The organism is Mesorhizobium sp. A556, assembly GCF_054489545.1.
This window is the reverse complement of the sequence record NZ_JBTMXA010000003.1, coordinates 240737-265791: the sequence shown is the minus strand read 5'-3', so window position 1 is coordinate 265791 and position 25055 is coordinate 240737. Positions and strand designations below refer to the sequence as shown.

Here is a 25055-nt window from a genome sequence, read left to right as displayed (position 1 = left end):
TCTACTGGTCGCCTTCGGCGGCCGCGGTGGCGCCGGCAAAGGGGGAAGGCTTGTCCGGCCGCCAGCTTGGCGTCGGCACATCGGCATATTCCACCTTGCCGATCATCGCCTTGGGCAGCGGGCCGGTCGCGCCGCCAAGACCGACCGCGACCAGCGTGGGCGCTGTCAGCTTGATCTGATAGGGCGATTTCGGCTTGTCCTTTTCGGCAGCCGCCGGTGCTTCGGACTGGGCGGCGGCCGGCTTCTTGGCGCAGATTTCGGCGCGCATATTATTTTCCGAGATACTGTCGCCATAGCTCGGCAGCGTCCGTACCGTGGCCGCGCCGGCCTGCGAGCCGGAACCGGGCATGGCGAACCCCATGTCGAGCAGTTTCGCCGCCGCCTCGGCGCGGCTGATCGCGTTTTCCTCGCCAAGCACCACGGCGACCAGCGTGCGCCCGTTCCGGGTTGCCGAGCCGATCTGATTGAAGCCGGATTCGCAGACGAAACCGGTTTTCATGCCATCGGCGCCGGGATAACGGCCGACCAGAAGATTGTAGTTCGGGATCGTCCGCTTGCCGACGGCAAGGCCTTCGATGGAGAACCATGGATCATACTGCGGAAACTCGGTGCGGATCGCCGTCACCAGCAAAGCGAGATCGCGCGCCGTCGTATATTGCTCCGGCGAAAACAGCCCGTTCGGGTTGACGAAATGCGAGCCGGCCATGCCGAGCCTTTGCGCCTCGGCGTTCATGCGCGCGGCAAATTCGGCCTGCGAGCCGCCGATATTCTCGCCGATGGCCATGGCGATGTCGTTGGCCGACTTGACCAGCATCATCTCCATCGCATTGTCCAGCCGCATGATCTGGCCGGGCTTGAAACCCATCTTCGACGGCGGTTCGGCGGCGGAATGCTTCGTCACCTTGATCGGCGAATCGAGTTGGACCTCGCCGGCGGCAATGGCGCGAAAGGTGACATAGGCGGTCATCAGCTTGGACAGCGATGCCGGATACCAGCGCTTGAACGCGTCCTGATGCTCGAGCACCTTGCCGGTCTGGAGATCGAACAGCATCGAGGGGTTGGCGAGCGCCGGCGCGCACAGCATGGGCAGCGCGGCGGAAGCCGCCAGCAGCAATTTCAGGAAACGTTCAGTTCGCATGATGATATCCGAAATCGCCTCTTGCCGTCATCGTTGAACGCTCCGTAAGGTACAAAGGGTCCACGGCAGCGTCGTGCCGCCACATTGCGGACCGTCATTTTCTCCGGTGCTATTTAGCCTATGTGACGCTAACATGGCAAAGCGCCAGGTCCACACCCCTAAAGCGCAAGCCAACAGCGAGAATAGAACATGCCGATCTTGAACCGTGCCGCCGAAATGCAGGAAGAAGTCACCGGCTGGCGCCGCCATCTGCACGAGACGCCCGAACTCGGCTTCGACGTTTTCAAGACGGCTGCCTTCGTTACCGAGAAGCTGGAGGCGTTCGGCTGCGACGAAGTGGTGACCGGCCTTGGCAAGACCGGCGTGGTCGGCATCATTCGCGGCCGCCAGGGCGAAGGCACGACGGTCGGCCTGCGCGCCGACATGGACGCGCTGCCGATCAACGAGATCACCGGCAAGCCCTACGCCTCGACGATCCCCAACAAGATGCATGCCTGCGGCCATGACGGGCATACGGCCATGCTGCTGGGCGCCGCCAAATACCTGGCCGAGACCCGCAATTTTGCCGGCTCCGTCGCGGTCATATTCCAGCCGGCCGAAGAGGGCGGCGGTGGCGGCAACGAGATGGTCAAGGACGGCATGATGGACCGCTTCGGCATCTCCAAGGTGTTTGGCATGCACAACATGCCGACCCTGCCGGTCGGTTATTTCGCCATCCGGCCAGGCCCGATCATGGCGGCGACCGCCGAGTTGACCATTACGGTGAAAGGCCGTGGCGGCCATGCGGCGATGCCAAACAGCACCATCGACCCGATCGTCGTCACCAGCCATCTGGTGACGGCGCTGCAGACGGTCACCTCGCGCAATGCCGACCCGGTCGAGGCGCTGGTGGTTTCGGTGACGAAATTCCACGCCGGCGACGCCTATAACGTCATCCCCGAGCAGGCCGAGATCGCCGGCACGGTGCGCACGCTGAAGAAGGAAATGGCGAAAATGGCCGAGCAGCGCATACGCGCCATCTGCGCCGGCATCGCCGCCACCTTCGGCGCCGAGATCACGGTCGACTACAACGCCAATTATCCAGTCACCTTCAACCACGCCGAGGAGACCGTGTTTGCAGGCGACATGGCGGCTTCCATCGCCGGCGACGCGCAGGTGATCCGCGCCATGCCGCCGGTGATGGGCGGCGAGGATTTTTCCTACATGCTGGAAGCGCGGCCGGGCGCGTTCATCTTCATCGGCAATGGCGATACCGCCGGCCTCCACCACCCCGCCTACGACTTCAACGACGAGGCGATCCCGCACGGCGTCAGCTACTGGGTGAAGATCGCCGAGACGGCGCTGGCGGCGTGAGGGCGAAGCCCTGCGGCGACAGACGTTTTTCGGGTGATTTTTGCCGTGAAGGTTGTTACAGGTCGGCCAAGTCCACGTAGCTCAGTTGGATAGAGAAGGTTTTAGGGTAGGGAACTTACCGTTTACGTGGAACGATACGTGAAATAGGCGGTTCGTGAAGCGGTAAATTTACCACCCTCACAGGAGGGGTGGTTGCTCCGAAAGCGATGCTACGTTATTGGGGTCAGACGTAAAAATGTCCACGTAGCTCAGTTGGATAGAGCACAGGATTCCTGTAATTGGGAGTTGTAATTCGGAAACGGTACAACTGATCCGCTCAAAGTCGGGGAACGCTTCGCTGATCTCTCAGCATGCCAATCCCGAGCCAAGTCCGGGAGAAATCTCGGGAAGGTGTAGAGACTGGACGGGCGGCACCTAAGGACTTCGGTCTATGGTGAAGGGACAGTCCAGACCACGAACGCCTCGTGCGGCGGCTAAAGCCGAAGTGGTATGAATCCTGGGGTCGGAGGTTCGAATCCTCTCGTGGACACCAAATACTTTCGGTCCGCTCCGCACACGTAGGTCACAGTTTAGACCGGAGACATGGGTAATACCAAGAGTCATGGGGTTTGACCGACATGACCCCAAACGCGACGTCAGATGGTCGGCCGGCAATGACCGCTCGCGTTGCGAAGCTGATAACCAACGAGCATTTGTTAATGGCGCCGGTCAGTACAGAGCTGGTTCGGGAAATCGGGACATCGGTGATAAGGGGAAATTCTGCCTGAGATCGGCATGATGCCGTGAACAGGAGAGACCATGACCAGACGACCGCGCCGGAACCACAGCCCGGCCGTTAAGGCGAAAGTTGCGCTTGCCGCGATCAAGGGCGAGAAGACGCTGGCCGAATTGGCCGAGCAGTATGACATCCACGCCAATCAGATCACGTCCTGGCGTATGCAGCTTCTGGAAGGGGCTGCCGAGGTCTTCGGCGGCGACACCAAAGCCGAAGCGCCGGCACCGATCGTGTGAAGGAATTCCACGCGAAGATCGGAGAGTTGACGCTCACGAACGATTTTTTAGCCGGCGCGCTCACCAAGGCGGGATTGCTGAGCGCAAAACGATGATCGACCGTCAGCACCTTTTGCCCGTCAGGAAACAGGCGGCGGCGCTCGGCATCAGTCGGGGGAGCGTCTATTATCTGCCGCGACCGGTTCCCCCTGCCGATCTGGCGTTGATGCTTCGGATCGACAAGTTGCATCAGGATTACCCGTTCGCGGGCAGTCGGATGATGCGCGACTTTCTGGTTCGCGAGGGCTTCGATGTCGGCCGGCTACATGTGGCGACGCTGATGAAGCGGATGAGAATCGCAGCGATCTATAGGCGACCGAATACATCGAAGCCGGCTCCGGGCCACAAGATCTACCCGTATCTGCTACGCAAGCTGCCGATCACTCGGCCTAACCAGGTCTCTCTACGCCGCACCAAGGCGTCGATAATTTACAAGGCAACCGGCAACTTTCGCGCGATCCAAATCCTGCTCGGGCACACAAAGATTGAAAACACCGTCCGGTATCTCGGCGTGGACGTGGACGATGCACTGACATTGGCCGGGGCAACGGAGATATGAGACAGGCGGCCTCGCTCCACCAGGCGGGGCCGCAACTGCAGTGCGGGTGCGATAGAGGAGTGCGGGCGGGTTCAATTGGCGCTGGTTGCGCCGGTGATCCCGCATTGCTTCTGTTCCATATCGATCTGCTTCGTGATGCGGATGGCGTTCTGCGCGTACGCCTCCGTCACAGAGCCGCTATTCACGGTCTTGCCCTTCAGCGGACTGACGGCTGCGCAGAGATGGAAAACATGCGGGTCCGCGGACTTCGCGGCGCCGTCTTCCGGCGCGATCCAGTAGACGACATCCAGACCGTCGGGGTGAGCGGCGTCCTTCGTCGCCGCCGTCACCGCTGCGGTGTCCGTGGCGATCTCCTGCGCCTGGGCGGCAACGTCGGGCGAACAGGCGGTGGTGGGCTGCCCCGACTTGATCTGCGTCGCGCACGCGTTCATGTCCTGGGTGTACTGCTCGACCGATGGGGGTTCGAAGCTTACCCCAATTACCGTGGCAAGCACGGCCAGCGCCGCGCCGATGCCGCCGGCCACTTTCTTGGTCTTCGGGTCCATGTTCTTGTCGGTGAGAATCAGGAAGATCAGCGGCAGGAAGGCGACCAGCGTGATGATCGCACCGAGCTGGTTTTGGAAGAAGAACCTTCCCGTTTCGGATGCGCGGGCCGGATCGTGCCGATTGGCAGCCTTCCACAGCAAGTTGCCGGCGATTGCGAAAACCGCGATCCCGACCAGAATGCCGATCAGCAGGGGCATGTTTCCCTGGTCGAATTTGTGCTGGCGAAGCAGAATAATCCCGTAGATCTCGCCGCCTATGGCGATAAGCCACGCGAGCGCGGCGAAAAGGCGAAGGCGCGTGGCGGAAGACTTCTGACCCTGCGTCGCTTGCCAATCCTTGGTAACGTCTGGCTTGTTGTCGGTCATGACCAGTTCCCCTGATATCGAACGTCTTCGTCACCTGACTTAGGGACGCGGTGAAATGTGAGCGCTACAGCGGGCTACATCCCTATCCATATTGCGCCGAAGTGAATGCGTCCACCCCCACGGGAGCAGGCGCCGATACGTGCGAGGGTGTTCGTTCTCTCTTGGCGATTCGACAGAGGCCGCAGTGGTCACATGACTCGTCGAAAGCAACCTCGGCAGACCTGGAAGCGGCCGCATTGATGGCCTAAGGACGCAAAAAGCACCCGTCCCCTCTTGGCCCCCGAATAGGTGGATGATCATTTTCTGCTTTCGAGGTCGACGAATTTGAAGTCTACGGCACCGCCTGGGCGGTTAGCGGACAGTCCAATATCGGGTCCATAATCTACGTAGCGGACGTTTTAGTGCCGGGCGGCGGCGCGCCATTTGACCGCCGTCATCAGGTTATTTTTTGTCCTGCGCCAATGTGTGCGCGACAACCGCGTTGGCGTGCCCGTGGCCCATTCCATGCTCGTTCTTCAGCATCGCGACGAGATCCATGTGCTTCGCCGGGAGGCCCTTACGTACCAACTCCTGCCAGTCGATGATGGGACGGCCGTACTTCTTTTCAATTGAAGGGAAGTAGGAGGCTGGGCCCTTGGTCGGTTCGTCGGTCATCGGTGAATCTGCCTCATGTTGTCGGTAGCACAGAATATCGCCCGAACCGGGAATGAGCGCAACATGCTGCGAAGGGCAGCTTTGGCCAGAGAGGGGCAACGTAGAGCACGACCGAACCAATCGCCTGTCCTGACTGGCAGTTATGTTGCGGGTCTCGTAAGATCAGGCCAAAGCCGCCTTCCGGCGCGAAACACCAGATACAGGACGCGAAAAAGACATGAGCGACGTGATCGTACGGGATAGCAACGGCAGTCAGCTCAGCGACGGCGATTCCGTGACCGTGATCAAGGATTTGAAGGTCAAGGGCACCTCCGAAACCATCAAGCGCGGAACGCTGGTCAAGGGTATTCGCCTGACCGGAAACCCCGGCGAGGTCGAGTGCAATACCAAGCAGGTCAAGGGGCTGGTGCTGAAGACCGAGTTCCTCAAGAAGGCCTGATCTTTCAGGCGTACGCCGCCGGTTCAGTGCTTTCGCGACAATTGTTTTGTCGCGGCCTCGAGACCGGCGAGCGTCAGGCCGAACATGCGGCCATCGAAAATCTGGTGGATCATGCCGGTAGAGTGGGTGTAGCCCCAGTGCTTTTCGGCCACCGGGTTGAGCCATACCGAACTCGGCCATTGCTGCAGCAGGCGGGTCAGCCAGACGCTGCCGGCCTCCTTGTTCCAGTGCTCCACGGAGCCGCCCGGCTGGATGATCTCGTAGGGGCTCATGGCGGCGTCGCCGACGAACACCACCTTGTAGTCGGGGCCGTATTTGTGGATCAGGTCGAAGGTGGGAATGGTTTCTGAGCGGCGGCGATTGTCCTTCCAGACGCGCTCATAGACGCAATTGTGGAAGTAGAAGAAGTCGAGCTGGCGAAATTCGGCGCGCGCCGCCGAAAACAATTCCTCCACGCCGCGGATGTGATCGTCCATCGAGCCGCCGACATCGAAGAACATCAACAGCTTCACCGCGTTGCGCCGTTCGGGGCGGGTGCGCACATCGAGATAGCCGTGCTCGGCGGTGGCGTGGATGGTGCCGGGCAGGTCGAATTCCTCCTCCGCGCCCTCGCGCACCCAGCGGCGCAGCCGTTTCAGCGCGATCTTGATGTTGCGGGTGCCAAGCTCGACGCTATCGTCGAAATTGCGGAACTCGCGCTTGTCCCAGACCTTTACCGCGCGGCGGTGGCGGCTTTCATGCTGGCCGATACGTACGCCTTCGGGGTTGTAGCCATAGGCGCCGAAGGGCGAAGTGCCGGCGGTGCCGATCCATTTCGAACCGCCCTGATGCCGTTCCTTCTGCTCCTCCAGCCGCTGTTTCAGCGTCTCCATCAGCTTGTCGAAGCCGCCGAGCGCCTCGACCAGCTTTTTCTCTTCGTCGGACAGGTGCTTTTCCGCCAGTCGCCGCAGCCAGTCTTCCGGCAGGTTCGCAACATCGATGGCATCTTCGCCGGCAAGCGCCTCGATACCCTTGAAGACATGCGAAAAGACCTGGTCGAAGCGGTCGATATGGCGCTCGTCCTTCACCAAAGCGGCGCGGGCGAGATAATAAAAACCCTCGACATCATAGTCGACCAACCCCGCCTCCAGCCCTTCCAGCAGCGACAGATATTCCCTCAGCGAAACCGGAATTTTCGCGGCCTTCAATTCAAGGAAGAAGGGAATGAACATGGCCTACAGCAGATCGTACTCGATGAACCCCGTGCGCCGTGCCACGCGGTCGTAGAGTTTGCGCGCGGTGGCGTTGGTTTCATTGGTCATCCAGTAGACGTTGGTGACGCCGATCTTGGCCGCTTCCTGCCGCACCGCCTCGATAAGTGCCGCGCCGACGCCCTTGCCGCGCGCTGCGGGGTCGGCGAACAGGTCCTGCAGATAGCAGTTGTTGACCAGCGACCAGCCGTTGCGGTGGTAGAGATAGTGCGTCAGGCCGACCGCCTTGCCGTCGAGATGCGCAATAAACCCTTTCGGCTCGTACTCACCGGTGCTGAACAGCCGCTCCCAGGTGCTCGTGTAGACTTCTTCCGGCAGCTTTGTTTCGTAGAAATCGAGATAGGCCGTCCACAGGCGATGCCAATCGGCGTGGTCGGATTGTTCGTACGGACGGATAGTGATGGCGGTCATTTTTTTGCTCCTGATACGGCCCATGGCTCCGGGCGCTCGTCCGCTGCGCGAAAAATCGTTCCTCACCCCTGCCGCCTTGCCATGAAGGCGAGGCGCTCGAACAGGTGCACGTCCTGCTCGTTCTTGAGCAGCGCGCCATGCAGTTTCGGCAGCGCGTTCTTCGGGTCGGCGCGCAAATCCTCCGGCGAAATGTCGTCGGAGACCAAAAGCCTGATCCAGTCGAGTGCTTCCGAGGTCGAGGGTTTTTTCTTCAGGCCGGGCACGTCGCGGATTTCGTAGAACTGCGTGAGGGCCGCCCGCACCAGGTTCTGCTTGATGCCCGGATAATGCACCTCGACGATGCGGTGCAGCGTCTCGACGTCGGGGAAGCGGATATAGTGGAAGAAGCAGCGGCGCAAAAACGCGTCCGGCAGTTCCTTCTCGTTGTTGGAGGTGATGATGACGATGGGGCGGACCTCAGCGCGAACCGTCTCGCCGGTCTCGTAGACGAAGAACTCCATTTTATCGAGTTCCTGCAGCAGATCGTTGGGAAACTCGATGTCGGCCTTGTCGATCTCGTCGATCAACAAAACGATCTTCCTGCCCGCCGCGAAGGCGTCCCATAATTTGCCGCGCCTGATGTAGTTCTTGATGTCGTTGAAGCGGGCGTCGCCGAGCTGGCTGTCGCGCAGCCGCGAAACGGCGTCATATTCGTAGAGGCCCTGCTGCGCGCGCGTCGTAGACTTGACGTTCCATTCGATCAGGTCGAGCCCGAGTGCTGCCGCCACCTGCTTGGCGAGTTCGGTCTTGCCGGTGCCGGGTTCGCCCTTGACCAGCAGCGGCCGTTCCAGTGCGATTGCCGCGTTTACGGCCACCATCAGATCCTTGTCGGCGACATAGGCCGCCGTGCCTTCGAAGCGCATTTTTTGTGTTCCTTTTGTTGGCCAGAACCTACGGAGCCGGCTCCGCGGGTGCAAGAGCGGCAGGCGTCGAATAACGCAATGGGCGTCTGGCTAAGCGAGGCCAAGAAGCCTATATTGGGCGTGACGATCTGTGCTTCCCGGCAGGAGAACATTTTCCCCGGGGCCTTAATGATCCCCAGGGAGCTGTCCCTGTCCCGACCCGTGGGTTTGGACACACGGCGCCCACCTACTTTGTAGGTTCCCGGGATCGCTCTCTCCACCGGTTGTGTGGATCGTCACTTGACCTGCCCCACAAGTTGCGATTGTTCTGCGGCTCTGCAACGGGCCGCGCCATGATTTCTCCCAAGGAATTGAAAAAACACCTGCGCCTTGAAGCGCTGGCCCGCCGCGATGCGCTCGATCCGGTCTGGCGGGTGGAAGCGGCGCTCGACATGGCCGAGACGGCGCGCAAGGAAATCACCGTCGAGCCGGGGCAGGTCGTTTCCGGCTTCTGGCCGATGCGCTCGGAGGTCGATGTGCGGCCGCTGATGTTTGCCTTGGCTGAAAAAGGCGCGCGGCTTTGCCTGCCGGCCATCCTCGACAAGACCACCATCGTCTTTCGCGAACTGGTGCGCGGCGCGCCGATGGTCGAGATGGGGTTCGGCACCGTCGGCCCGCATGAGGAGGCGCAAGTGCTTGACCCCGCTATGATGCTGGTGCCGCTGGCCGCCTTCGACGCGCGCGGCCACCGCATCGGCTATGGCGGCGGCTATTACGACCGGGCCATCGAGCGACTGCACAAGGCCGGTAAACCGCCGCACCTGATTGGCGTCGCCTTCGACTGCCAGCGGGTCGAGCGCGTGCCCGAAGAGAAGCACGACGTGGTCCTGGCCGAAATACTGACCGAAAGCGGCTTGCGCCGCTTTGGTGCTAGTGGCTAGAACAGTTTTCGTCCATCGCGCATGTTTTTTTCAAAAAACCGTGCCGCTTTTCAAGGTTATTTCTGGTGAGACTGCTTTTCCTCGGCGACATGGTTGGTAAATCCGGACGCACGGCGGTTTGGGACCAGCTTCCCGGCCTGATTTCCGATTTCAAACTCGATTTCGTCATCGTCAACGGCGAAAACGCCGCCGGCGGCTTCGGCATCACCGAGGAGATTTTCCGCTCGACGCTCGCGGCCGGGGCCGATGTCGTTACCACCGGCAACCATGTCTGGGACCAGCGCGACGCGCTGGCCTTTGCGCCGCGCGAACCGCGTTTCCTGCGGCCCTCCAATTTTCCGAAAGGTACGCCGGGCAAGGGCTCCGGTGTCTTCATGGCCAAAAACGGCGCGCGCGTGCTGGTCGCCAACATCATGGGCCGCGTTTTCATGCATCCCGAACTGGACGATCCGTTCCAGGCCGGCGAGCGCGAGCTTTCCGCCTGTCCGCTCGGCGAGCAGGCCGATGCCGTCGTCATCGATTTCCATGCCGAGGCGACTTCGGAAAAGATGTGCTTTGGGCATTTCGTCGATGGCCGGGTCTCGCTGGTCGTCGGCACGCATACGCATCAGCCGACTGCCGACCACCAGATTCTCAGCGGCGGCACCGCCTATATTTCAGACGCCGGCATGTGCGGCGATTACGATTCCTCGCTCGGCATGGACAAGGAAGAACCGCTCAACCGGTTTCTTTCGAAAGTGCCGAAAGGGCGCTTCGAGGCCGCCAACGGCCCCGCCACGCTCTGCGGCGTCGGCCTCGATATTTCCGACCGCACCGGGCTGGCCGAAAAGATCGCGCCGTTCCGGCGTGGCCCTCGTCTGGAAGAGACTGCGCCCTCCTTCTGGTAAGAGACCGTTTGATTTTTGCGGGCTGGTGCTTGAAGCTGTGAAAGCCGCGCCCTATTTGGGCTGAAATATTTTCAACTGTTGCAGCGAGCAAGCCGCCATGATGCCGATCGTCGACTTCCTGGCGCCTCACTTTACCTTTGTCAGCGATCCGACCGCCTGGGTGGCGCTGATTACGCTGATCGTGCTCGAGATCGTGCTCGGCATCGACAATCTGATCTTCATCTCGATCCTGACCAACAAGCTGCCCGAAGCGCAACGCGCGCGCGCGCGCCGGCTGGGCATTTCGGCGGCGCTGATCATGCGGCTGGTGTTGCTCGCCACCATTTCCTTTATTGTGCAATTGACCGAGCCGGTGTTTTCGGCCCTTGGCCACGGCTTTTCGTGGCGCGACCTGATCCTGATCGCCGGCGGCCTGTTCCTGGTGTGGAAGGCCACCACCGAAATCCATCACACCGTCGACAAGGACGAGGGCGAGGCAGGGGCGACGCTAGGAGGCACGCTGAAGCTGTCGCTGGGTGCGGCGATCTTCCAGATCCTGCTGCTCGACCTGGTGTTCTCGATCGATTCCATCATCACCGCCGTCGGCATGACCGACGAAATCGCCATCATGTATATCGCCGTCATCGTCGCGGTGACGGCCATGATGCTGGCCGCCGGGCCGCTGGCCGACTTCATCGCCAAGAACCCGAGCATCGTCATGCTGGCGCTGGGCTTCCTTTTGATGATCGGCATGACGCTGATCGCCGACGGCATGGGCTACCATGTGCCCAAGGGCTACATCTACGCCGCCATGGGCTTTTCCGCGCTGGTCGAAGGCCTCAACATGCTGGCGCGGCGGCGCAGGAAGGCGCGGCAGGGCGGTCACTGACCACCTATTTGCTCTCCGGCGTCGGTAGTTCGCCCCTCATCTCGCTTGGATAGAACCCTTCGCGCAGATTGATGCCGTATTCGACATAGGCCTTCATGCAAGACAGCATCTGCGACCAGCCCTCGCAGTTGCCGTAGGAATATTTCCGGCCGGCATCGTCCTCGGTCCAGCCGGATTCGGCGATGGTAACGAAGGTGCCGCCGTCCTCCAGTTGTTCGAAACCCATCTCGATCTTCGTCTTGTAGGCGGCTTGGCCCTTGGCGGCGGCACCGTCCCAGCGCAGCGCGATGCGCTTGTTTTCCACCACCTCGTCGACTTCCACCGGCACCGTCTTCCACCATGTGACGGTGGTGCCGGCAACCAGCGGCGCGCTGGCGCCGCCCAGCGTCGTGAAATAGCCGCTCAGCTTCTTCGGATTGACCACGGCATCGAAAACCTCGGCCACCGGCTTGCCGATGCGGCCGGAAACACGGAATCCAACGGACATGTCCACAACTCCCTGACTTGCATTTCTTGAAGTCCGTAAAATATGTTATATAAACATAACATGTCAAGCGAAACCAGAGACGATGCCGTATTCAAGGCGCTGGCGCATCCGCGCCGCCGCCTGCTGCTGGACGAGCTGAAGGACGGGCCGCGCACCACGGGCATGCTGTGCGAGGCCTTCGCCGACATGGACCGCTGCACGGTGATGCTGCATCTGAAAGTGCTGGAGGAGGCGGGCCTGGTGGTGGCCAAGCGCAAGGGGCGCGAGCGATGGAACCATCTCGACGCGCTGCCGATCAAGCGCATTCATGACCGCTGGATCAGCGAATACGCCACGCATGCGCTCAGCATTATCGACCGGCTGCAGGCGGATATGGAGGGCTGACGCTGGATTGCGGCCAGCATGACAGCTTCGCCGTCGACTTTTCCTCGGCCGGCTGGACGAATTGAGCCGATTTATCTATAAGCCGGCCATTATCGAAAAATGTTGGACTGTCCCCGGCGCGGCCCGTGCGAGCGTCAGACGGCCCGACCGCCGCGAAGACGACAGGAACCCCATGGCCGGCCATTCACAATTCAAGAACATCATGCACCGCAAGGGCCGCCAGGACGCGGTCCGCTCGAAAATGTTTTCCAAGCTGGCGCGCGAAATCACCGTCGCCGCCAAGACCGGCGCGCCCGACGTGTCGATGAACCCGCGCCTGCGCCTCGCGGTTCAGAACGCCAAAGCCGTGTCGATGCCGAAGGACAACATCCAGCGCGCCATCAACAAGGCCTCGATGGGCGACGCCGAGAACTACGAGGAAGTGCGCTATGAGGGCTATGGCCCCGGCGGCATCGCCCTCATCGTCGAGGCGTTGACCGATAACCGCAACCGCTCGGCTTCCAATGTGCGGGCCGCCTTCACCAAGGCCGGTGGCGCCATGGGCGAAACCGGCTCGGTGTCGTTCATGTGGGACCGCGTCGGCGAAATCTTTTATCCCGCCTCCGCCGGCAACGCCGAAAAAGTCATGGACGCGGCGATCGAGGCTGGCGCCGACGACGTGCAGTCGGACGAGGACGGCCACACCATCCTGTGCGCTTTCGAGGGCCTCGGCGACGTGTCAAAGGCGCTGGAAGGCGCACTTGGCGAGGCGGAATCGGTAAAGATCATCTGGAAGCCGCAAAGCAGCATCCCGGTCGACGAGGAACGCGCGCAATCGCTGATGAAGCTGGTCGCCACGCTCGAAGACGACGACGACGTGCAGAACGTCTATGCCAATTTCGAGGTCGACGACGAGACCCTGGCCAAACTCAGCGCCGCTTGAGTTTTTTTTACGCCCTGGTCTTGCCGGGGCGTTTTTCTTTGGTGGTTGGTGCGTGGTGCGTCCTTCGAGGCCGCTCCGCGGCACCTCAGGATGAGGACCGTAGAGCACCACGGCACCTCAGGATGAGGGAGGTAGCGCTTCGACATCTCGGGATGAGGATCATAGGGCACCACGGCATCTTAGGATGGGGACGGTAGGGCTACTGACTTCAGAATAAGAATGGCAGCCTACCGCACCTCTGATTTGGGTACTGTAGCACCACGGTCCTCATCCTGAGGTGCGAGCCATGGGCGAGCCTCGAAGGACGCACTCCCGTCCCGGAGCGCAAGAAAACCCCTATCAGGTTCAATGGTCTGCCGGCCGACTAACCTCGAACGCAGCCTTCTTGGCATCCGAAGCCTCGGTCTGGTGCTGCTTCTGCCAGTCGACATAGGGCATGCCGTAAACAATTTCCCGCGACTCCTCCTTGGACAACACGGCCCCCTGCTCCTCGGCGGCCTCGCGATACCAGTTGGACAGGCAATTGCGGCAAAAGCCGGCCAGGTTCATCAGGTCGATGTTCTGGACGTCGCTGCGCTCGCTCAGATGGCCAAGCAGCCGGCGGAAGGCGGCGGCTTCGAAATCGCGTTTCTGTTCGTCGCTCAATGGGGTCATGGCCACCTCCGTCACCTGTTTCTCACAGCGGCCCGGTTCGCGAGCCGAACTGCTTCACCTGATGTATATCGGGCCTCCGGTTGATTTCTTCAACGATCGGGGCCAGCCGCTCGGCCCAGGCGACAGCACCCTCAGGGTCGGCGATCAGGTCCTGCCGGATCTCGATTAGCGCGTGCGCGAAGCCGTTGACGACGGCGTGCTTGAACATCGTGTCGCCGCGCAGCGCCCCGTCATAGGGTTCGTTGTCGCCGACGCTCAGCTTCTCGTCCGCCGCCAGCATCTCCATCAGGGGCCGGGCGACGCGGTCGTCCAGGTCCCACAGCAGGCCCACATGCCATGGCCTTGCCCTTCCGTGCATGGAAGGCGTGAAGGAATGTACCGACAGGATAAAGGGCGCCTTGCCGGATGCCTGCGCGACCGAGGCGACCATGGCCCCGACCGCATCGTGATAGGGCCGATAGAAGGTTTCCAGCCGTCTTTCGCGTTCCTCGGCGAGCATCGGATAATTCGCCGGGATGACGGTGCCGTCGTAAAGCTGGCGGATCAGCGTCGGGTCGTCCTCGCCCCGGTTGGGGTCGATCAGCAGGCGTGAAAAGGTCGCGATGACGGCCGGCGCGCCGAGAAGGGCGGCCAGCTCGCGCGTCACCGCCTCGACGCCGATGTCGTAGGCGATGTGGCGGTCGAATTCCGCTGCCGGCAGGCCCAGATTGCCATATTCTTCCGGCAGGTCGCGCCGCGCATGGTCGGCAACAAGGACAATGCCGCGCCTGCGATCACCCTCGATGATGTCGAAGGGCGCGAAAACTGTGGATCGGGTCATGGGGAGCCAAAAGGATCCATTTATCGTCAAAGGAGCAGTGGTAGCGTCATTCCACGAACAGGGAACGGGCGCAATGCCGTTGTTTGAACAAGGTTTTTGCAGAAATCTGGTGTAAGGCCGCGCACGGCCGTGCCCGGCAGCATCTAAATCGATTGGATTTAGGCGATCCGGCGCGTTGACTTGCGCGCGGAGTTTTCCGAAAAGGGACGTGAGAGCCATATGACTGCGTCGTTGTTGAGGGTTTTGAGCATGATTTCCGCTGGCAGGCCGCTTCGGCGCGCTGCCTTTTTGCCGTTTGCGATCGTTGCCGCCTCGTTGATGACGCTGGTCGCGGCGACGCCGGCGCGGGCTGACTTTCGCGTCTGCAACGCGACGCAGAACCTGATCGGCGTCGGCATCGGCTATCGCGCCAAGGCGGGCTGGATCACCGAGGGCTGGTGGCACATCGACGGCTCGAGCTGCAAGACGCTGATCGAAGGGCCGCTGTCGTCGCGGTTCTACTATCTTTATGCGGAAGACGCAGAGCGCGGCGGGCGCTGGGACGGCCCCATCAACATGTGCGTGGCCGAAAAAGAGTTCAAGATAGCCGGCGTCAGCGACTGCATCGCTCGCGGCTTCCAGCGCGCCGGCTTCCAGGAATACGACACGGGCGAACAGGCAAGCTGGATGGTCCAGTTGACCGATCAGCCCGCAACGGACGGCGCTGCTGCCGCCCCCGAAAGCAAGAGTCCATGAGACGCAACCGCAAGGTTAAGATACTCGCCACCATCGGTCCCGCCTCCTCGTCCGAGGAAATGCTGAAAAAGCTGTTCGAAGCGGGCGCGGACGTTTTCCGCATCAATATGAGCCATACCGATCACGAACTGATGCGCACGCTGATCGGCCGCATCCGCGCTGTCGAGGAAAAGGTCGGCCGCCCCATCGGCATCCTCGCCGACCTGCAGGGACCGAAGCTTCGCGTCGGCAAATTCGCCAATGGCAAGGAAACCTTGACCGCCGGCCAGACTTTCACGCTGGATGACAATCCCGAGCCCGGCACCGCATCGCGCGTCTATCTTCCGCACCCGGAAATCCTCAGCTCCGTGCAGGCCGGCCACCGCCTGCTGATCGATGACGGCAGGCTGGAACTGACGGCGCTCAAGAGCGACGGCAAGCAGATTGTCTGCACGGTCGTTGCCGGCACCAACATCTCCGACCGCAAGGGCGTCAGCCTGCCGGACACCGACCTGCCTGTCGGCGCGCTGACCGAGAAGGACCGCAGGGACCTCGACGCGGCGCTGGACGCGGGCGTCGACTGGATCGCGCTGTCCTTCATCCAGCGTCCCGAAGACCTGGCCGAGGCGCGCAAGATCGCGCGCGGGCGCGCGCTCATCATGTCCAAGATCGAGAAGCCGCAGGCCGTCGCCAGGCTGGCCGAGATCATGGAGCTTTCCGACGCCATCATGGTCGCGCGCGGCGATCTCGGCGTGGAAATGCCGCTCGAGGCCGTACCCGGCATCCAGAAGCAGATCACCCGCAAGGCGCGCAGCGCCGGCAAGCCGGTCGTCGTCGCCACCCAGATGCTGGAATCGATGATCGAGGCCCCGGTTCCCACCCGCGCGGAAGTGTCCGACGTCGCCACGGCGGTGTTCGAGGGCGCGGATGCGGTGATGCTGTCGGCGGAATCGGCTGCGGGCGCCTATCCGGTCGAGGCGGTGGCGACCATGAACCGCATCGCCCAGAAGGTCGAACAGGACCCGACCTATGCTGCCGTCATCAATGGCCAGCGCGCGGCCCCGGAAAAGACCGGCGCGGACGCCATCTCGTTTGCGGCGCGCGAAATCGCCGAGACGCTGAACCTGTCCGCCATCGTCACCTACACGGCGTCGGGAACCACCGGCCTGCGCGCCGCGCGCGAGCGCCCGCAAGTGCCGATCATCGCGCTAACGCCGATCCTCAACACGGCGCGGCGGCTGTCGCTGGTATGGGGCACGCACTGCGTCGTCTCGCCGGACGCCAGCGACCTGGACGACATGGTCACGCGCGCCTGCCGCATCGCGCTGGAGGAGGGGTTCGGCCAGCGTGGCGACCGTATCATCATCACCGCCGGCGTGCCGCTGAGGACGCCCGGCTCGACCAATATGCTGCGCATCGCCTATGTCGGCTCGGAAGACGGCGGCCGCTGACCCGCCGGAACCGCGACCCCGATCGCGTGGATCAGATGCGTTCGCCGGCCAGTTCCTCGGACAGGGTCGAAACCTGTTCCTGGGCGCTGCGCATCATCGGGTAGATGGCAAGCACGCGCTGCCAGGCATCCAGCGCCGCCTGCTTGTGGTCGGTGTCCGTCATGATCTGCGCCAGGCCCGACAGTGCGCCGAAATGGCGTGGCTCCAGCCGCAAGGTCCGGTCGATGTCGGCCATCGACTTGCCATAGCTCTTCATCATGTAGTGAACGGTGGCGCGACGGTTCCAGCCTTCGGCATAGGTCGGGTCGAGCGTCACCACCTGATCGAGAAAATCGAGCGCGACGCCGAATTTTTGCGTTTCCATGGCCTTTTGCGACCACTGCATCATCAGATTGATGCTGGCGCTGCCGGAATCCGTCCATTCCCGCCAGATATTGCCGGCAATGCGCTCGGCCGCCTTGTCGTTGCGCTCGCGCTTGAGATCGGCAAACAGCTTGTCGAGCCGGGCTTTCTGGGCGGTCGCGGCAGAAGGCGTCGCCGGAGCGCCCGCCAATGCCGGCGGCGCAACGCCCAGCAGCAAAAGAACGGCCAGAAACGCAAAGACATTCCGCATGGCGGGGAGTCTATCCTCGGCCAAGGGAACGTCAAACTGAATTTAGCGTGACAGCCGGCAAACCGGCCGTGGCGTCAGGCGACGGAGGCGCGGCCTCCGTCACGACAACTCAACCCTGGCGCGCCTTGAAGCGCGGAGCGGTCTTGTTGATGATATATACGCGGCCCTTGCGGCGGACGAGCTGGTTGTCACGGTGACGCGCGCGCAGCGACTTGAGCGAATTCTTGATCTTCATGGTCTTGCCTGTCGGTCTGTGCCCTGTGCGGGCCGAAATCTGAAGGCACGCCCGAAGACACGCCATTTCCTGTGCCCGGCTCATAAACGAGGAGTCTTGTCCGTGTCAACCGCGACAGGCTCTCGGCACCACGGATTCACCTGCAGCGGGCCGGGTTCTCAGCGATTGCGCAGGACGCGGGTGAAATGGCCCATCTTGCGGCCGGGGCGGGCTTCGGCCTTGCCGTAGAGATGCAGCATCACATCGGCTTGGCCAAGCAATTCGTCCGTGCGCAAAACATCGTCGCCGATGAGGTTTTCCATGACGCAGTCCGAATGGCGGCGAGGCTGCCCGAGCGGCAGGCCGGCAATGGCGCGGATATGCTGCTCGAACTGCGAGACGGTGCAGGCGGCTTCCGTCCAGTGGCCGGAATTGTGGACACGGGGCGCGATCTCGTTGCAAAGCAGCGAGCCGTCTTGCAGCACGAAGAATTCGACGCCGATGACGCCGACATAGTCGAGCGCGGTCAGGATTGTTTTCGCCGCAGCCTGTGCCGCGATGGCCGTCTGCGCCGAAATCGCGGCAGGGACGGTCGAACTGTGCAGGATGCCGGCGCGATGCACGTTCTCGGCCGGATCGTAGGCGGCGATCGAGCCATCGATGCCGCGCGCGGCGATCACCGAAATCTCGCGCTCGAAGCCGACCAGCGATTCCAGGATAAGCGGCACCGAGCCCATCGCCTCGCAGGTGCCGGCAAAGCCGCCGGTCGCCATGTTTCGGAACACGCGCTGGCCCTTGCCGTCATAGCCCATGCGCCGCGTCTTCAGCACGCCGCTGCCGTTGAATTTGTGCAGAGCTTGCGTCAGTTCCTCGTCGGTGGACACCGGGCAGAAGTCGGCGGTGGGCACGCCTATGCCGTTGAGAAATTTTTTCTCAGTTACCCGGTCTTGCGCTACTTCGAGGGCGCGGGCCGGCGGATAGACCGGAACCGTCGCCGCCAGGCTCTGGGCCGCGCCGACGGGAACGTTTTCGAATTCATAGGTGACGACGGCCGATGCCGCGGCCAGTTCGGCAAGTGCCGCGGCGGCGTCATAGGCGGCGACGATCTGCCGGTTGGCGACTTGCGCTGCCGGGCAATCCGGTTGCGGTTCGAGCACGACCGTCCTGTAGCCGAGGCGGGCGGCGGCCATCGCCAGCATGCGGCCCAACTGGCCGCCGCCGATGATGCCGATGGTCGATCCGGCCGGCAGGCTCATGGTGCGTCCACCGGCTCAAGCGCTACCTTTGCGGTCTGGGCTTCGCGCCAGGCGTCGAGACGGCCGGCAAGCGCTTCGTCGTTGAGCGCCAGCACGGCGACTGCCAGCAGCGCCGCGTTGACCGCGCCTGCCTTGCCGATGGCGACCGTTCCGACCGGGATGCCGGCTGGCATCTGCACGATGGAATAGAGCGAATCCTGCCCCGATAGTGCCTTTGATTCAACCGGCACGCCGAAGACCGGCAGCGGCGTCATGGCGGCGGTCATGCCGGGCAGATGGGCAGCACCCCCGGCACCCGCGATAACTACCTTGTAGCCGGCCGCTTTGGCGCCCTTGGCGAATTCATACAGCCTGTCCGGCGTGCGGTGGGCGGAGACGATAAGCGCCTTGTGCGGCACGCCGAGCGCTTCCAGCGTTTCGGCGGCATGGCGCATGGTGACCCAGTCCGACTGGCTGCCCATGATAATGGCGACGTCGACGCGTTGATCGCTCAATGTCAGGCTCCCGGCGGCAAAACGACGACGTAGCGGAATTGACGGAAAGCCGCAAGCAGCGGGTGTTGCGACCCGGTCAGGCGATGATGTCGGGGATGATCCTGTCTTCCAGCGCCATCAGCCTGTCCTTGAGGAACAATTTCTTCTTCTTCATTCGCTGGATCTGGAGCGGATCGCAGCCCATGGCAATCATCGCGTTGATGGCGGCGTCGAAATCCGCATGCTCCTGCTTCAATCGAGCAAACTCTAGGCGGGTATCGGCCTGTTCCTGATCGGGCATCGTTCCATCTGCGTGTGTGCTGCGCCCAGCGATGGGCAATCGGGCGGGACCGGCTGCGCAATACGAGCCGGTGGAGTGCTTCTAGCACGTTTCACTTTATCGGGAAATGCGAGAGTGTCCATTCGACATGGCGATGCGATGGTGACACACTGTCATCGTGCCGTCACAGACTTGCCTGCGGTGGACGTCCTGACGGCAGTAGTCGAGGAAATCATGAAAGGGAGCACCAATCATGTCTCTTGCTAACCATCTTGACGAGTTGCACAGAAAACACGGCGATATCGAGCGTGAAATCGACAACGCGATGACGCATCCCTCTGTCGACGATCTTCAGATCGTGGATCTCAAGCGACGCAAGCTGGCACTCAAGGACGAGATTGAAAAGCTGAAAGCGCAGCCGACCGCTCACTGAACGGACCGGCTGACAGGGCAGGCCTTGCCCGTTCCGGCGAGATGATTTTCGCCGGAACATCATTGTGTTTTTCTGTTCAGACCGCTGCCGGCCGATTGCCGATTGCCGGTGGCTATGGCATCCATGGCGGCGTTTTGCCGCCAAAAAGAACAAACCCGCCGGACAGGGTCTGGCGGGTTCGGAACCGAACACGGAATGCTGTGCTGTTCGGCTCTACTTTGTTGCCTGGCCTCGGGCGCGGATGCGCTTTGCGGGGCCAGGCTTCTGATTAGATCGAAGCGCGGGCGATCTTCTGGATGTCGGCGCGATTGATGCCGAGGTCGTTCAGCTCGCGGGTGTTGAGGCGGTTCAGTTCGCGCACGGTCTCGTTGTACATGCGCCAGTTACGGAAAGAGCGGATCGGGTTCATGATTTCCTCCATCGGGGGTTGTTCAATCTGATGGGAGGTAGATAGTTCTTTCGGTTCCCGAAATAAATGCATGATTTTGCATGGCGGCAATGCAAATGCTGCATTGCAACATTAACGCATGCTTAAAATGGCAACCGTCCTTTTCAACCGACGTCCAGCACGATCTTGCCGATATGTTCGCCCTCTTCCATGCGCTCATGCGCCCGCCATGCGTCGTTGAGCGGAAAGATCATGTCCATCACCGGGGCGACGCGGCGGGTTGCCAGCAACGGCCACACCCGGCTTTCCAGGCCGGCCGCGACCGATCCCTTGAATTCGACCGTGCGCGGCCGCAGCGTCGAGCCGGTATGGACCAGCCGCTTGATCATGAGCCTGGAAAAATCGGCGCTGGCCACCGCGCCGCCCTGCGTGGCGATCTGGACGATGCGGCCTTCGACTGCGGCGGCGTCGTAGTTGCGGCCGACATAGGCCCCGCCGACCATGTCGAGGATGACGTTGGCGCCCGCGCCGCCGGTCGCCTCCTTGACCACGGCCACGAAATCCTCGTCGCGGTAGTTTATCGCGCGGGCTGCGCCCAGCCTTACGCAGGCTTCGCATTTTTCCGCCGAGCCGGCGGTGGCGATGACGGTGGCGCCGAAGGCCGATGCAAGCTGGATCGCGGTCGTGCCGATGCCGGACGAGCCGCCATGGACCAAAAGCACCTCGCCGGCCTTCAAGGCGCCGCGCTCGAACACATTGTGCCAGACGGTGAAGTAGGTTTCGGGCACGGCGGCCGCTTCCGTGTAGGTAAAGCCGGCAGGCAGCGGCAGCGCGTTGCTGGCATGCACCGTGACATATTCGGCATAGCCGCCGCCCGGCGTCAGCGCGCAGACGCGGTCGCCGACGGCCCAGCGCGCCGCGCCTTCGCCAAGCGCCGCCACTTCGCCGGCGACTTCGAGGCCGGGCAGGTCGGACGCGCCTATGGGCGGCGGATAGGCGCCCTTGCGTTGCAGGACGTCGGGCCGGTTCACGCCGGCTGCATGGACGCGGATCAGGATTTCGCCGGGGGCTGGCTGCGGCACGGCGCGCCGTTCCGGCTTCAGCACCATCGGCCCGCCGGGCGTGGAGATCGCCACCGCGTTCATTTTTTCTGGAATCGTGTGCCGTGCGCTCACCGGGTCGCTCCGCTCTGTTGCTTTTGATCCTTGCCGCTGCCCTATGTATGCTGATTGGCAAATCACGCAAACTATTGGACCCCGATGCGGAGGACCGGCAATGGCGATCTTTGACGACGAACCCAGGAAAAAGCCCAAGCCGCATGAAATCGGGCAGGATCTGTCGCTTCTCGCGCAGAGCGAGTTGCTGGAACGGATAGGATTGCTCCGCGAGGAAATAGCCAGGCTCGAGGCCGAACTCAAGGCCAAGGGCGCGACCAAATCGGAGGCGGAAGCCCTGTTCAGGCGTGGCTAAACGCGGCAAGCGCCGCCGAAAAGCCTGAAACGACGCATCTCTGCGACACTCCCAGCCCACTCTTGACCCGAGCAGCCCGATGTTTGCAGCCTACACACCAATCCTGTCTCTCCTGCGGGGAACGGCATTCCTGCTGGCAGCATCGGGACTGCATGGCCTGCTCATGCCGTTGCGCGGGCAGGCGGAAGGCTTTTCCACGGCGTCGCTCGGCCTGATGGGCACGGCCTGGGCCGGCGGCTTCGTCGCCGGCTGCTTCTTTGCGCCCCGCATCGTGCGGCGCGCCGGCCATGTGCGGGCCTTCGGCACGTTTGCCGCGTCAGCCGCGATCGTTGCGCTTTTGACCGGGCTCATCATCAATGAAACTGTCTGGATCCTGCTGCGCGCCTGTACCGGCTTCGTCATGGCCGGCGCTTTCATGGTCATCGAAAGCTGGCTGAACGAAAAGGCGACCAACGAGACGCGCGGCACGGTATTCGGCATGTATATGATGGTCACCTACGCCTCGATCATGGCCGGGCAGATGATCGTAGCGGCGGGCGATGTGCAATCGGCGTCGCTGTTCATGATTACCGGCATCTTCTTTTGCCTGTCGCTGATCCCGACCGCCGTTTCGAGCGCGTCGCATCCCAAGCCGCTGCAGGATGTTTCGCTTGACCTGAAGGGCCTTTACGCCAATTCGCCGGTTTCGGCCGTCGCCTGCGTGCTGATCGGCATCGCCAACGGCGCATGGGGAACGCTGGGCGCGGTTTATGGCGCGCGCATCGGCGTCTCGACGCCCCAGATCGCGCTGATGATGTCGCTTGTGGTCGTCGCGGGGGCTGCGATGCAGATGCCGGCGGGGCGGCTGTCCGACCGGACCGACCGCCGCTACGTGCTGGCGGGGGCGGCCGGCGGCGCGGCCCTTTTCGCCATCGCGCTGTTTCTGTTCCAGCCGCGTTCGGGCACTTTCGTCATCGTCTTCACGGCGGCCTATGGCGCGTTCGCCTATACGCTCTATTCGATCGCGGTGGCGCATGCCAACGACCATGCCGACGCCGAGGATTTCGTAAAAGTTTCGGGCGGGTTGCTCATGCTTTACGGCTTCGGCACGATGATCGGGCCGTTGCTGGCGGCTGGCCTGATGGGCTGGATGCGTCCGGAAAGCCTGTTCCTGGCCACCGCCTTCGCGCATCTTTGCCTTGCCGGCTACACCATGCTGCGCGTGCGCCGCCGCGCGCCGGTTCCTATCGAGGATCGCGACGCGTTCAAGACGCTGCCGGTCGAACGGTCGATCACGCCGGAATCGCTTCGGCTCGACCCGCGTAGAAAAGATGAAACCGAAGGTTGAGCTTTGATCGGCTTTGCCCCACAAATGAAGCATGATGCAAGTCGACGCGTTTGCCGCCATAGCCGATCCCAACAGGCGCTACCTGCTTGAGGAACTGCGACGCGGGCCTAAGACCGTCAATGAGCTTGCCTCTGGCCTGCCGGTATCGCGCCCGGCCGTTTCCCAGCACCTGAAGGTGTTGCTCGAAGCCGGCCTGGTCAGCGCCACGGCGGAGGGAACGCGCCGCGTCTATGCGGTCAGCAATGGCGGCTTCCTGAAGCTCAACCTGTGGCTGGATCAGTTCTGGGAAGCCTGACTGTCGCTGGAAGCGGCCGCTGCGGGCAAGTTAGTTCGCTATTTCAGACCGGCGTCTGCTACTAAGGGTCGAAGTTATACACACGCGATTGGATAAGCATTTGGTGGAAAATTCCAAGGACACCGCGCGCGCCCGTGCCGACCTGCGCTTCAAGAAGCAGGAAGAGCAGGCCTCCGTCCGGCAAAAGGCGATGGCGGAATATGTCGCAGAGGGCAAGGCGCGCCAGATCAAAACCGACAAGTTGAAGGCCTTGCGGCTCGCCAAGGAAGCCGAGGACCTCGCCAACGCACCGCCCGCGCCGGTCAAGAAGCCGCGCGCGAAAAAGAAGCCTTCCTGACAGACCATTTCGACTAAGAGACCGTTTGATAATTCGCCCTGCCGAGGCATATGGCGTGGTTTTCGGGGTCGCCATAGGCGACGAGCGGAGCGTACACCGGTACGTGAGCACCGGAAGCGCAGAAAACCGCGCCAGATGACCGTCAGGGTAGAATTTCCAAACGGTCTCTAAGAAGCACTTTCAACGCTGGGCGCTATTGTCATCTGCCAGGCAGACCGGAAAATTGTGCTTTTTGTAACTGGAGATATTCATGACGGCCCTGCCACTCGATAAAGCCAACAAGATCATCGATGCCGCTTTCACCAAGGCCGCCGAGCTGAAATTGAAGCCGCTTGGTGTTTCGGTTCTCGATGCCGGCGGGCATCTGGTTGCGTTCCAGCGGCAGGACGGGGCCTCGTTCCTGCGCCTGCAGATCGGCAGCGGCAAGGCTTTTGGCGCGCTGGCGATGGATGCGGGTTCGCGAACGGTCGCGAAGGTAGCGATGGAGCGTCCTCACTTCATGCAGGGTCTGTCGGGCGTTTCCGATGGCCGCGTCGTGCCGGTTCCAGGCGGCGTGCTCGTCCGGGACGGCTCGGGCGCGATCATCGGCGCGGTCGGCATTTCGGGCGACACGTCCGACAATGACGAGGCCGCCGCCATCGCCGGCATTCAGGCGGCAGGCTTTACGCCCGACGCGGGCTAAGCAATTCCAGGAAAAATGGAAGCCGGTTTTCCGTCCGGAATTGCGGGAAAATAAAGAAAAATCTAACTGAGATTGACGTCGCGGCCGGCCGCGCGGATGGAGACCGAAAAGCCGGCCAGAACGTCGATCAGCGCGATGATCGTCAGCGTGAAGAATACGGAGTGGGCCGCGCCCTTCACCAGCAGGAACTCGACCAGATAGGCCACGAAGACGAAGGTCGAGAGAAGGTGGTCCATCACCGAGGCGTTGCTGGTGCGGGTCGATTTCAGGATTTCCACGAAGAAGAAGGCCAGCCCGATCAGCACCATGAGATCGCCGAGCGTCATGGAAAAGACGCCGCCCGACATCATGCCCAGGGTGAAGATCACCGTTGCCCAGGGGTCGCCGGCCGCGCCGACGCCGAGAAAGCCCGCAAGCCCCAGATTGTAGAGGATGAAGGGCACGATCAGCAGGGGAACGGCACCGAGCATTTCAAATCTCCGCATTGCGTGCCTCCTGTAGAAGACGGCAAGC

Annotated in this window: 32 protein-coding genes, 1 other RNA gene and 1 pseudogene; 17 read left to right on the top strand and 17 right to left on the bottom strand. The window is 62.2% G+C overall.

Annotated elements, in window-relative coordinates; all coding sequences use genetic code 11:
- Window position 1: 1 nt before the first annotated feature.
- Window positions 2-1138, bottom strand: a complete 1137-nt coding sequence (locus ACX3P0_RS09755) for a D-alanyl-D-alanine carboxypeptidase family protein (protein WP_459088053.1) — start codon at window positions 1136-1138, stop codon at window positions 2-4.
- A 189-nt stretch (window positions 1139-1327) separates the two neighbouring features.
- On the opposite strand from ACX3P0_RS09755, the gene ACX3P0_RS09750 reads away from it, so the two are divergent.
- Together ACX3P0_RS09750 and ACX3P0_RS09745 are read left to right on the top strand one after the other, a co-directional pair.
- Window positions 1328-2491 carry a M20 aminoacylase family protein gene (locus ACX3P0_RS09750; protein ID WP_459079013.1) on the top strand — a complete coding sequence of 388 codons (1164 nt, stop codon included), beginning with the start codon at window positions 1328-1330 and terminating at the stop codon, window positions 2489-2491.
- Between the two features lie 798 nt (window positions 2492-3289).
- A pseudogene (locus ACX3P0_RS09745) lies at window positions 3290-3941 on the top strand (IS3 family transposase); the annotation flags it as partial.
- A gap of 230 nt (window positions 3942-4171) precedes the next feature.
- On the opposite strand, the gene ACX3P0_RS09740 reads toward ACX3P0_RS09745, so the two are convergent.
- Together ACX3P0_RS09740 and ACX3P0_RS09735 are read right to left on the bottom strand one after the other, a co-directional pair.
- Window positions 4172-5011, bottom strand: a complete 840-nt coding sequence (locus tag ACX3P0_RS09740) for a hypothetical protein (protein WP_459079014.1) — start codon at window positions 5009-5011, stop codon at window positions 4172-4174.
- Window positions 5012-5452: 441 nt separating this feature from the next.
- Window positions 5453-5665: a DUF4287 domain-containing protein gene (locus tag ACX3P0_RS09735; protein WP_459079015.1), complete on the bottom strand. Its 213-nt coding sequence runs from the start codon at window positions 5663-5665 to the stop codon at window positions 5453-5455.
- Between the two features lie 217 nt (window positions 5666-5882).
- Here ACX3P0_RS09735 and ACX3P0_RS09730 point away from each other — a divergent pair, with 217 nt between their 5' ends.
- Window positions 5883-6104 (top strand): alkylphosphonate utilization protein, encoded by a 222-nt coding sequence (locus ACX3P0_RS09730; RefSeq protein ID WP_459079245.1) that lies wholly within the window; start codon window positions 5883-5885, stop codon window positions 6102-6104.
- A 23-nt stretch (window positions 6105-6127) separates the two neighbouring features.
- On the opposite strand, the gene ACX3P0_RS09725 is transcribed toward ACX3P0_RS09730, so the two are convergent.
- The 3 genes from ACX3P0_RS09725 to ACX3P0_RS09715 all read right to left on the bottom strand — a co-directional run bounded on the left by ACX3P0_RS09725 (window position 6128) and on the right by ACX3P0_RS09715 (window position 8667).
- A complete protein-coding gene (locus ACX3P0_RS09725) occupies window positions 6128-7315 on the bottom strand; it encodes a vWA domain-containing protein (RefSeq protein WP_459088052.1) in 1188 nt (395 codons plus the stop codon).
- A 3-nt stretch (window positions 7316-7318) separates the two neighbouring features.
- The gene (locus ACX3P0_RS09720) at window positions 7319-7765 is read right to left on the bottom strand and encodes a GNAT family N-acetyltransferase (RefSeq protein ID WP_459088051.1); all 447 of its coding nucleotides are present in this window, start codon (window positions 7763-7765) and stop codon (window positions 7319-7321) included.
- A gap of 62 nt (window positions 7766-7827) precedes the next feature.
- Window positions 7828-8667: an AAA family ATPase gene (locus tag ACX3P0_RS09715; protein ID WP_459088050.1), complete on the bottom strand. Its 840-nt coding sequence runs from the start codon at window positions 8665-8667 to the stop codon at window positions 7828-7830.
- A gap of 122 nt (window positions 8668-8789) precedes the next feature.
- Between ACX3P0_RS09715 and ssrS the strand changes: the two genes are divergently transcribed.
- The 4 genes from ssrS to ACX3P0_RS09695 all read left to right on the top strand — a co-directional run bounded on the left by ssrS (window position 8790) and on the right by ACX3P0_RS09695 (window position 11342).
- A non-coding RNA gene (gene ssrS, locus ACX3P0_RS09710) (6S RNA) lies at window positions 8790-8945 on the top strand.
- A gap of 54 nt (window positions 8946-8999) precedes the next feature.
- Complete coding sequence (locus tag ACX3P0_RS09705; RefSeq protein WP_459088049.1) at window positions 9000-9587, top strand: 5-formyltetrahydrofolate cyclo-ligase; 588 nt, start codon at window positions 9000-9002, stop codon at window positions 9585-9587.
- A gap of 65 nt (window positions 9588-9652) precedes the next feature.
- Window positions 9653-10474: a TIGR00282 family metallophosphoesterase gene (locus tag ACX3P0_RS09700; RefSeq protein WP_459088048.1), complete on the top strand. Its 822-nt coding sequence runs from the start codon at window positions 9653-9655 to the stop codon at window positions 10472-10474.
- A 100-nt stretch (window positions 10475-10574) separates the two neighbouring features.
- On the top strand, window positions 10575-11342 hold the full coding sequence (locus ACX3P0_RS09695) for a TerC family protein (RefSeq protein ID WP_459088233.1): 768 nt from the start codon (window positions 10575-10577) through the stop codon (window positions 11340-11342).
- A 4-nt stretch (window positions 11343-11346) separates the two neighbouring features.
- On the opposite strand, the gene ACX3P0_RS09690 is transcribed toward ACX3P0_RS09695, so the two are convergent.
- Window positions 11347-11829, bottom strand: a complete 483-nt coding sequence (locus tag ACX3P0_RS09690) for an SRPBCC domain-containing protein (protein WP_459088047.1) — start codon at window positions 11827-11829, stop codon at window positions 11347-11349.
- 60 nt (window positions 11830-11889) lie between these two features.
- On the opposite strand from ACX3P0_RS09690, the gene ACX3P0_RS09685 reads away from it, so the two are divergent.
- Together ACX3P0_RS09685 and ACX3P0_RS09680 are read left to right on the top strand one after the other, a co-directional pair.
- A complete protein-coding gene (locus ACX3P0_RS09685; RefSeq protein WP_459088046.1) occupies window positions 11890-12213 on the top strand; it encodes an ArsR/SmtB family transcription factor in 324 nt (107 codons plus the stop codon).
- 172 nt (window positions 12214-12385) lie between these two features.
- Entirely contained in the window at window positions 12386-13135 is a 750-nt protein-coding gene (locus ACX3P0_RS09680) for a YebC/PmpR family DNA-binding transcriptional regulator (protein ID WP_459079253.1), read from the top strand.
- A 345-nt stretch (window positions 13136-13480) separates the two neighbouring features.
- On the opposite strand, the gene ACX3P0_RS09675 is transcribed toward ACX3P0_RS09680, so the two are convergent.
- Window positions 13481-13789 carry a DUF1244 domain-containing protein gene (locus ACX3P0_RS09675; protein WP_459088045.1) on the bottom strand — a complete coding sequence of 103 codons (309 nt, stop codon included), beginning with the start codon at window positions 13787-13789 and terminating at the stop codon, window positions 13481-13483.
- 22 nt (window positions 13790-13811) lie between these two features.
- Window positions 13812-14609, bottom strand: a complete 798-nt coding sequence (locus ACX3P0_RS09670) for an N-formylglutamate amidohydrolase (RefSeq protein ID WP_459088044.1) — start codon at window positions 14607-14609, stop codon at window positions 13812-13814.
- 318 nt (window positions 14610-14927) lie between these two features.
- Between ACX3P0_RS09670 and ACX3P0_RS09665 the strand changes: the two genes are divergently transcribed.
- Both ACX3P0_RS09665 and pyk read left to right on the top strand, forming a co-directional pair.
- The gene (locus ACX3P0_RS09665) at window positions 14928-15344 is read left to right on the top strand and encodes a DUF1036 domain-containing protein (RefSeq protein ID WP_459079443.1); all 417 of its coding nucleotides are present in this window, start codon (window positions 14928-14930) and stop codon (window positions 15342-15344) included.
- Window positions 15341-16774: a pyruvate kinase gene (gene pyk, locus ACX3P0_RS09660; protein WP_459079256.1), complete on the top strand. Its 1434-nt coding sequence runs from the start codon at window positions 15341-15343 to the stop codon at window positions 16772-16774. The genes ACX3P0_RS09665 and pyk overlap by 4 nt, the downstream gene beginning before the upstream one ends.
- Before the next feature lie 31 nt (window positions 16775-16805).
- Here pyk and ACX3P0_RS09655 read toward each other — a convergent pair whose 3' ends face one another.
- The 5 genes from ACX3P0_RS09655 to ACX3P0_RS09635 form a co-directional block, all read right to left on the bottom strand.
- Entirely contained in the window at window positions 16806-17387 is a 582-nt protein-coding gene (locus ACX3P0_RS09655) for a tetratricopeptide repeat protein (protein ID WP_459088043.1), read from the bottom strand.
- Between the two features lie 109 nt (window positions 17388-17496).
- Window positions 17497-17622, bottom strand: coding sequence for a type B 50S ribosomal protein L36 (ykgO, locus tag ACX3P0_RS09650; RefSeq protein ID WP_459079258.1), 126 nt, complete (start codon window positions 17620-17622; stop codon window positions 17497-17499).
- 158 nt (window positions 17623-17780) lie between these two features.
- The gene (locus ACX3P0_RS09645) at window positions 17781-18857 is read right to left on the bottom strand and encodes a 5-(carboxyamino)imidazole ribonucleotide synthase (protein ID WP_459088042.1); all 1077 of its coding nucleotides are present in this window, start codon (window positions 18855-18857) and stop codon (window positions 17781-17783) included.
- Window positions 18854-19351 (bottom strand): 5-(carboxyamino)imidazole ribonucleotide mutase, encoded by a 498-nt coding sequence (gene purE, locus ACX3P0_RS09640; RefSeq protein WP_459088041.1) that lies wholly within the window; start codon window positions 19349-19351, stop codon window positions 18854-18856. The genes ACX3P0_RS09645 and purE overlap by 4 nt, the downstream gene beginning before the upstream one ends.
- Window positions 19352-19427: 76 nt before the next feature.
- Window positions 19428-19631 (bottom strand): YdcH family protein, encoded by a 204-nt coding sequence (locus ACX3P0_RS09635; RefSeq protein ID WP_459079261.1) that lies wholly within the window; start codon window positions 19629-19631, stop codon window positions 19428-19430.
- 232 nt (window positions 19632-19863) lie between these two features.
- Between ACX3P0_RS09635 and ACX3P0_RS09630 the strand changes: the two genes are divergently transcribed.
- Complete coding sequence (locus ACX3P0_RS09630) at window positions 19864-20043, top strand: YdcH family protein (protein ID WP_459079262.1); 180 nt, start codon at window positions 19864-19866, stop codon at window positions 20041-20043.
- 268 nt (window positions 20044-20311) lie between these two features.
- Here ACX3P0_RS09630 and ACX3P0_RS09625 read toward each other — a convergent pair whose 3' ends face one another.
- Both ACX3P0_RS09625 and ACX3P0_RS09620 read right to left on the bottom strand, forming a co-directional pair.
- Window positions 20312-20452 carry a DUF1127 domain-containing protein gene (locus ACX3P0_RS09625; RefSeq protein WP_459079263.1) on the bottom strand — a complete coding sequence of 47 codons (141 nt, stop codon included), beginning with the start codon at window positions 20450-20452 and terminating at the stop codon, window positions 20312-20314.
- A 143-nt stretch (window positions 20453-20595) separates the two neighbouring features.
- Window positions 20596-21576 (bottom strand): NAD(P)H-quinone oxidoreductase, encoded by a 981-nt coding sequence (locus tag ACX3P0_RS09620; protein WP_459088231.1) that lies wholly within the window; start codon window positions 21574-21576, stop codon window positions 20596-20598.
- Window positions 21577-21706: 130 nt separating this feature from the next.
- On the opposite strand from ACX3P0_RS09620, the gene ACX3P0_RS09615 reads away from it, so the two are divergent.
- The 5 genes from ACX3P0_RS09615 (at window position 21707) to ACX3P0_RS09595 (ending at window position 24542) form a co-directional block, all read left to right on the top strand.
- On the top strand, window positions 21707-21901 hold the full coding sequence (locus ACX3P0_RS09615; protein ID WP_459088040.1) for a DUF1192 domain-containing protein: 195 nt from the start codon (window positions 21707-21709) through the stop codon (window positions 21899-21901).
- A 79-nt stretch (window positions 21902-21980) separates the two neighbouring features.
- On the top strand, window positions 21981-23228 hold the full coding sequence (locus ACX3P0_RS09610; protein ID WP_459088039.1) for an MFS transporter: 1248 nt from the start codon (window positions 21981-21983) through the stop codon (window positions 23226-23228).
- 31 nt (window positions 23229-23259) lie between these two features.
- Window positions 23260-23523, top strand: coding sequence for an ArsR/SmtB family transcription factor (locus tag ACX3P0_RS09605; RefSeq protein WP_459088038.1), 264 nt, complete (start codon window positions 23260-23262; stop codon window positions 23521-23523).
- Between the two features lie 103 nt (window positions 23524-23626).
- Window positions 23627-23860, top strand: coding sequence for a hypothetical protein (locus tag ACX3P0_RS09600; RefSeq protein ID WP_459088037.1), 234 nt, complete (start codon window positions 23627-23629; stop codon window positions 23858-23860).
- 250 nt (window positions 23861-24110) lie between these two features.
- Window positions 24111-24542 carry a GlcG/HbpS family heme-binding protein gene (locus ACX3P0_RS09595; protein WP_459088036.1) on the top strand — a complete coding sequence of 144 codons (432 nt, stop codon included), beginning with the start codon at window positions 24111-24113 and terminating at the stop codon, window positions 24540-24542.
- A 62-nt stretch (window positions 24543-24604) separates the two neighbouring features.
- On the opposite strand, the gene ACX3P0_RS09590 is transcribed toward ACX3P0_RS09595, so the two are convergent.
- Window positions 24605-25012, bottom strand: a complete 408-nt coding sequence (locus tag ACX3P0_RS09590) for a hypothetical protein (protein WP_459079445.1) — start codon at window positions 25010-25012, stop codon at window positions 24605-24607.
- Window positions 25013-25055 lie beyond the last annotated feature (43 nt).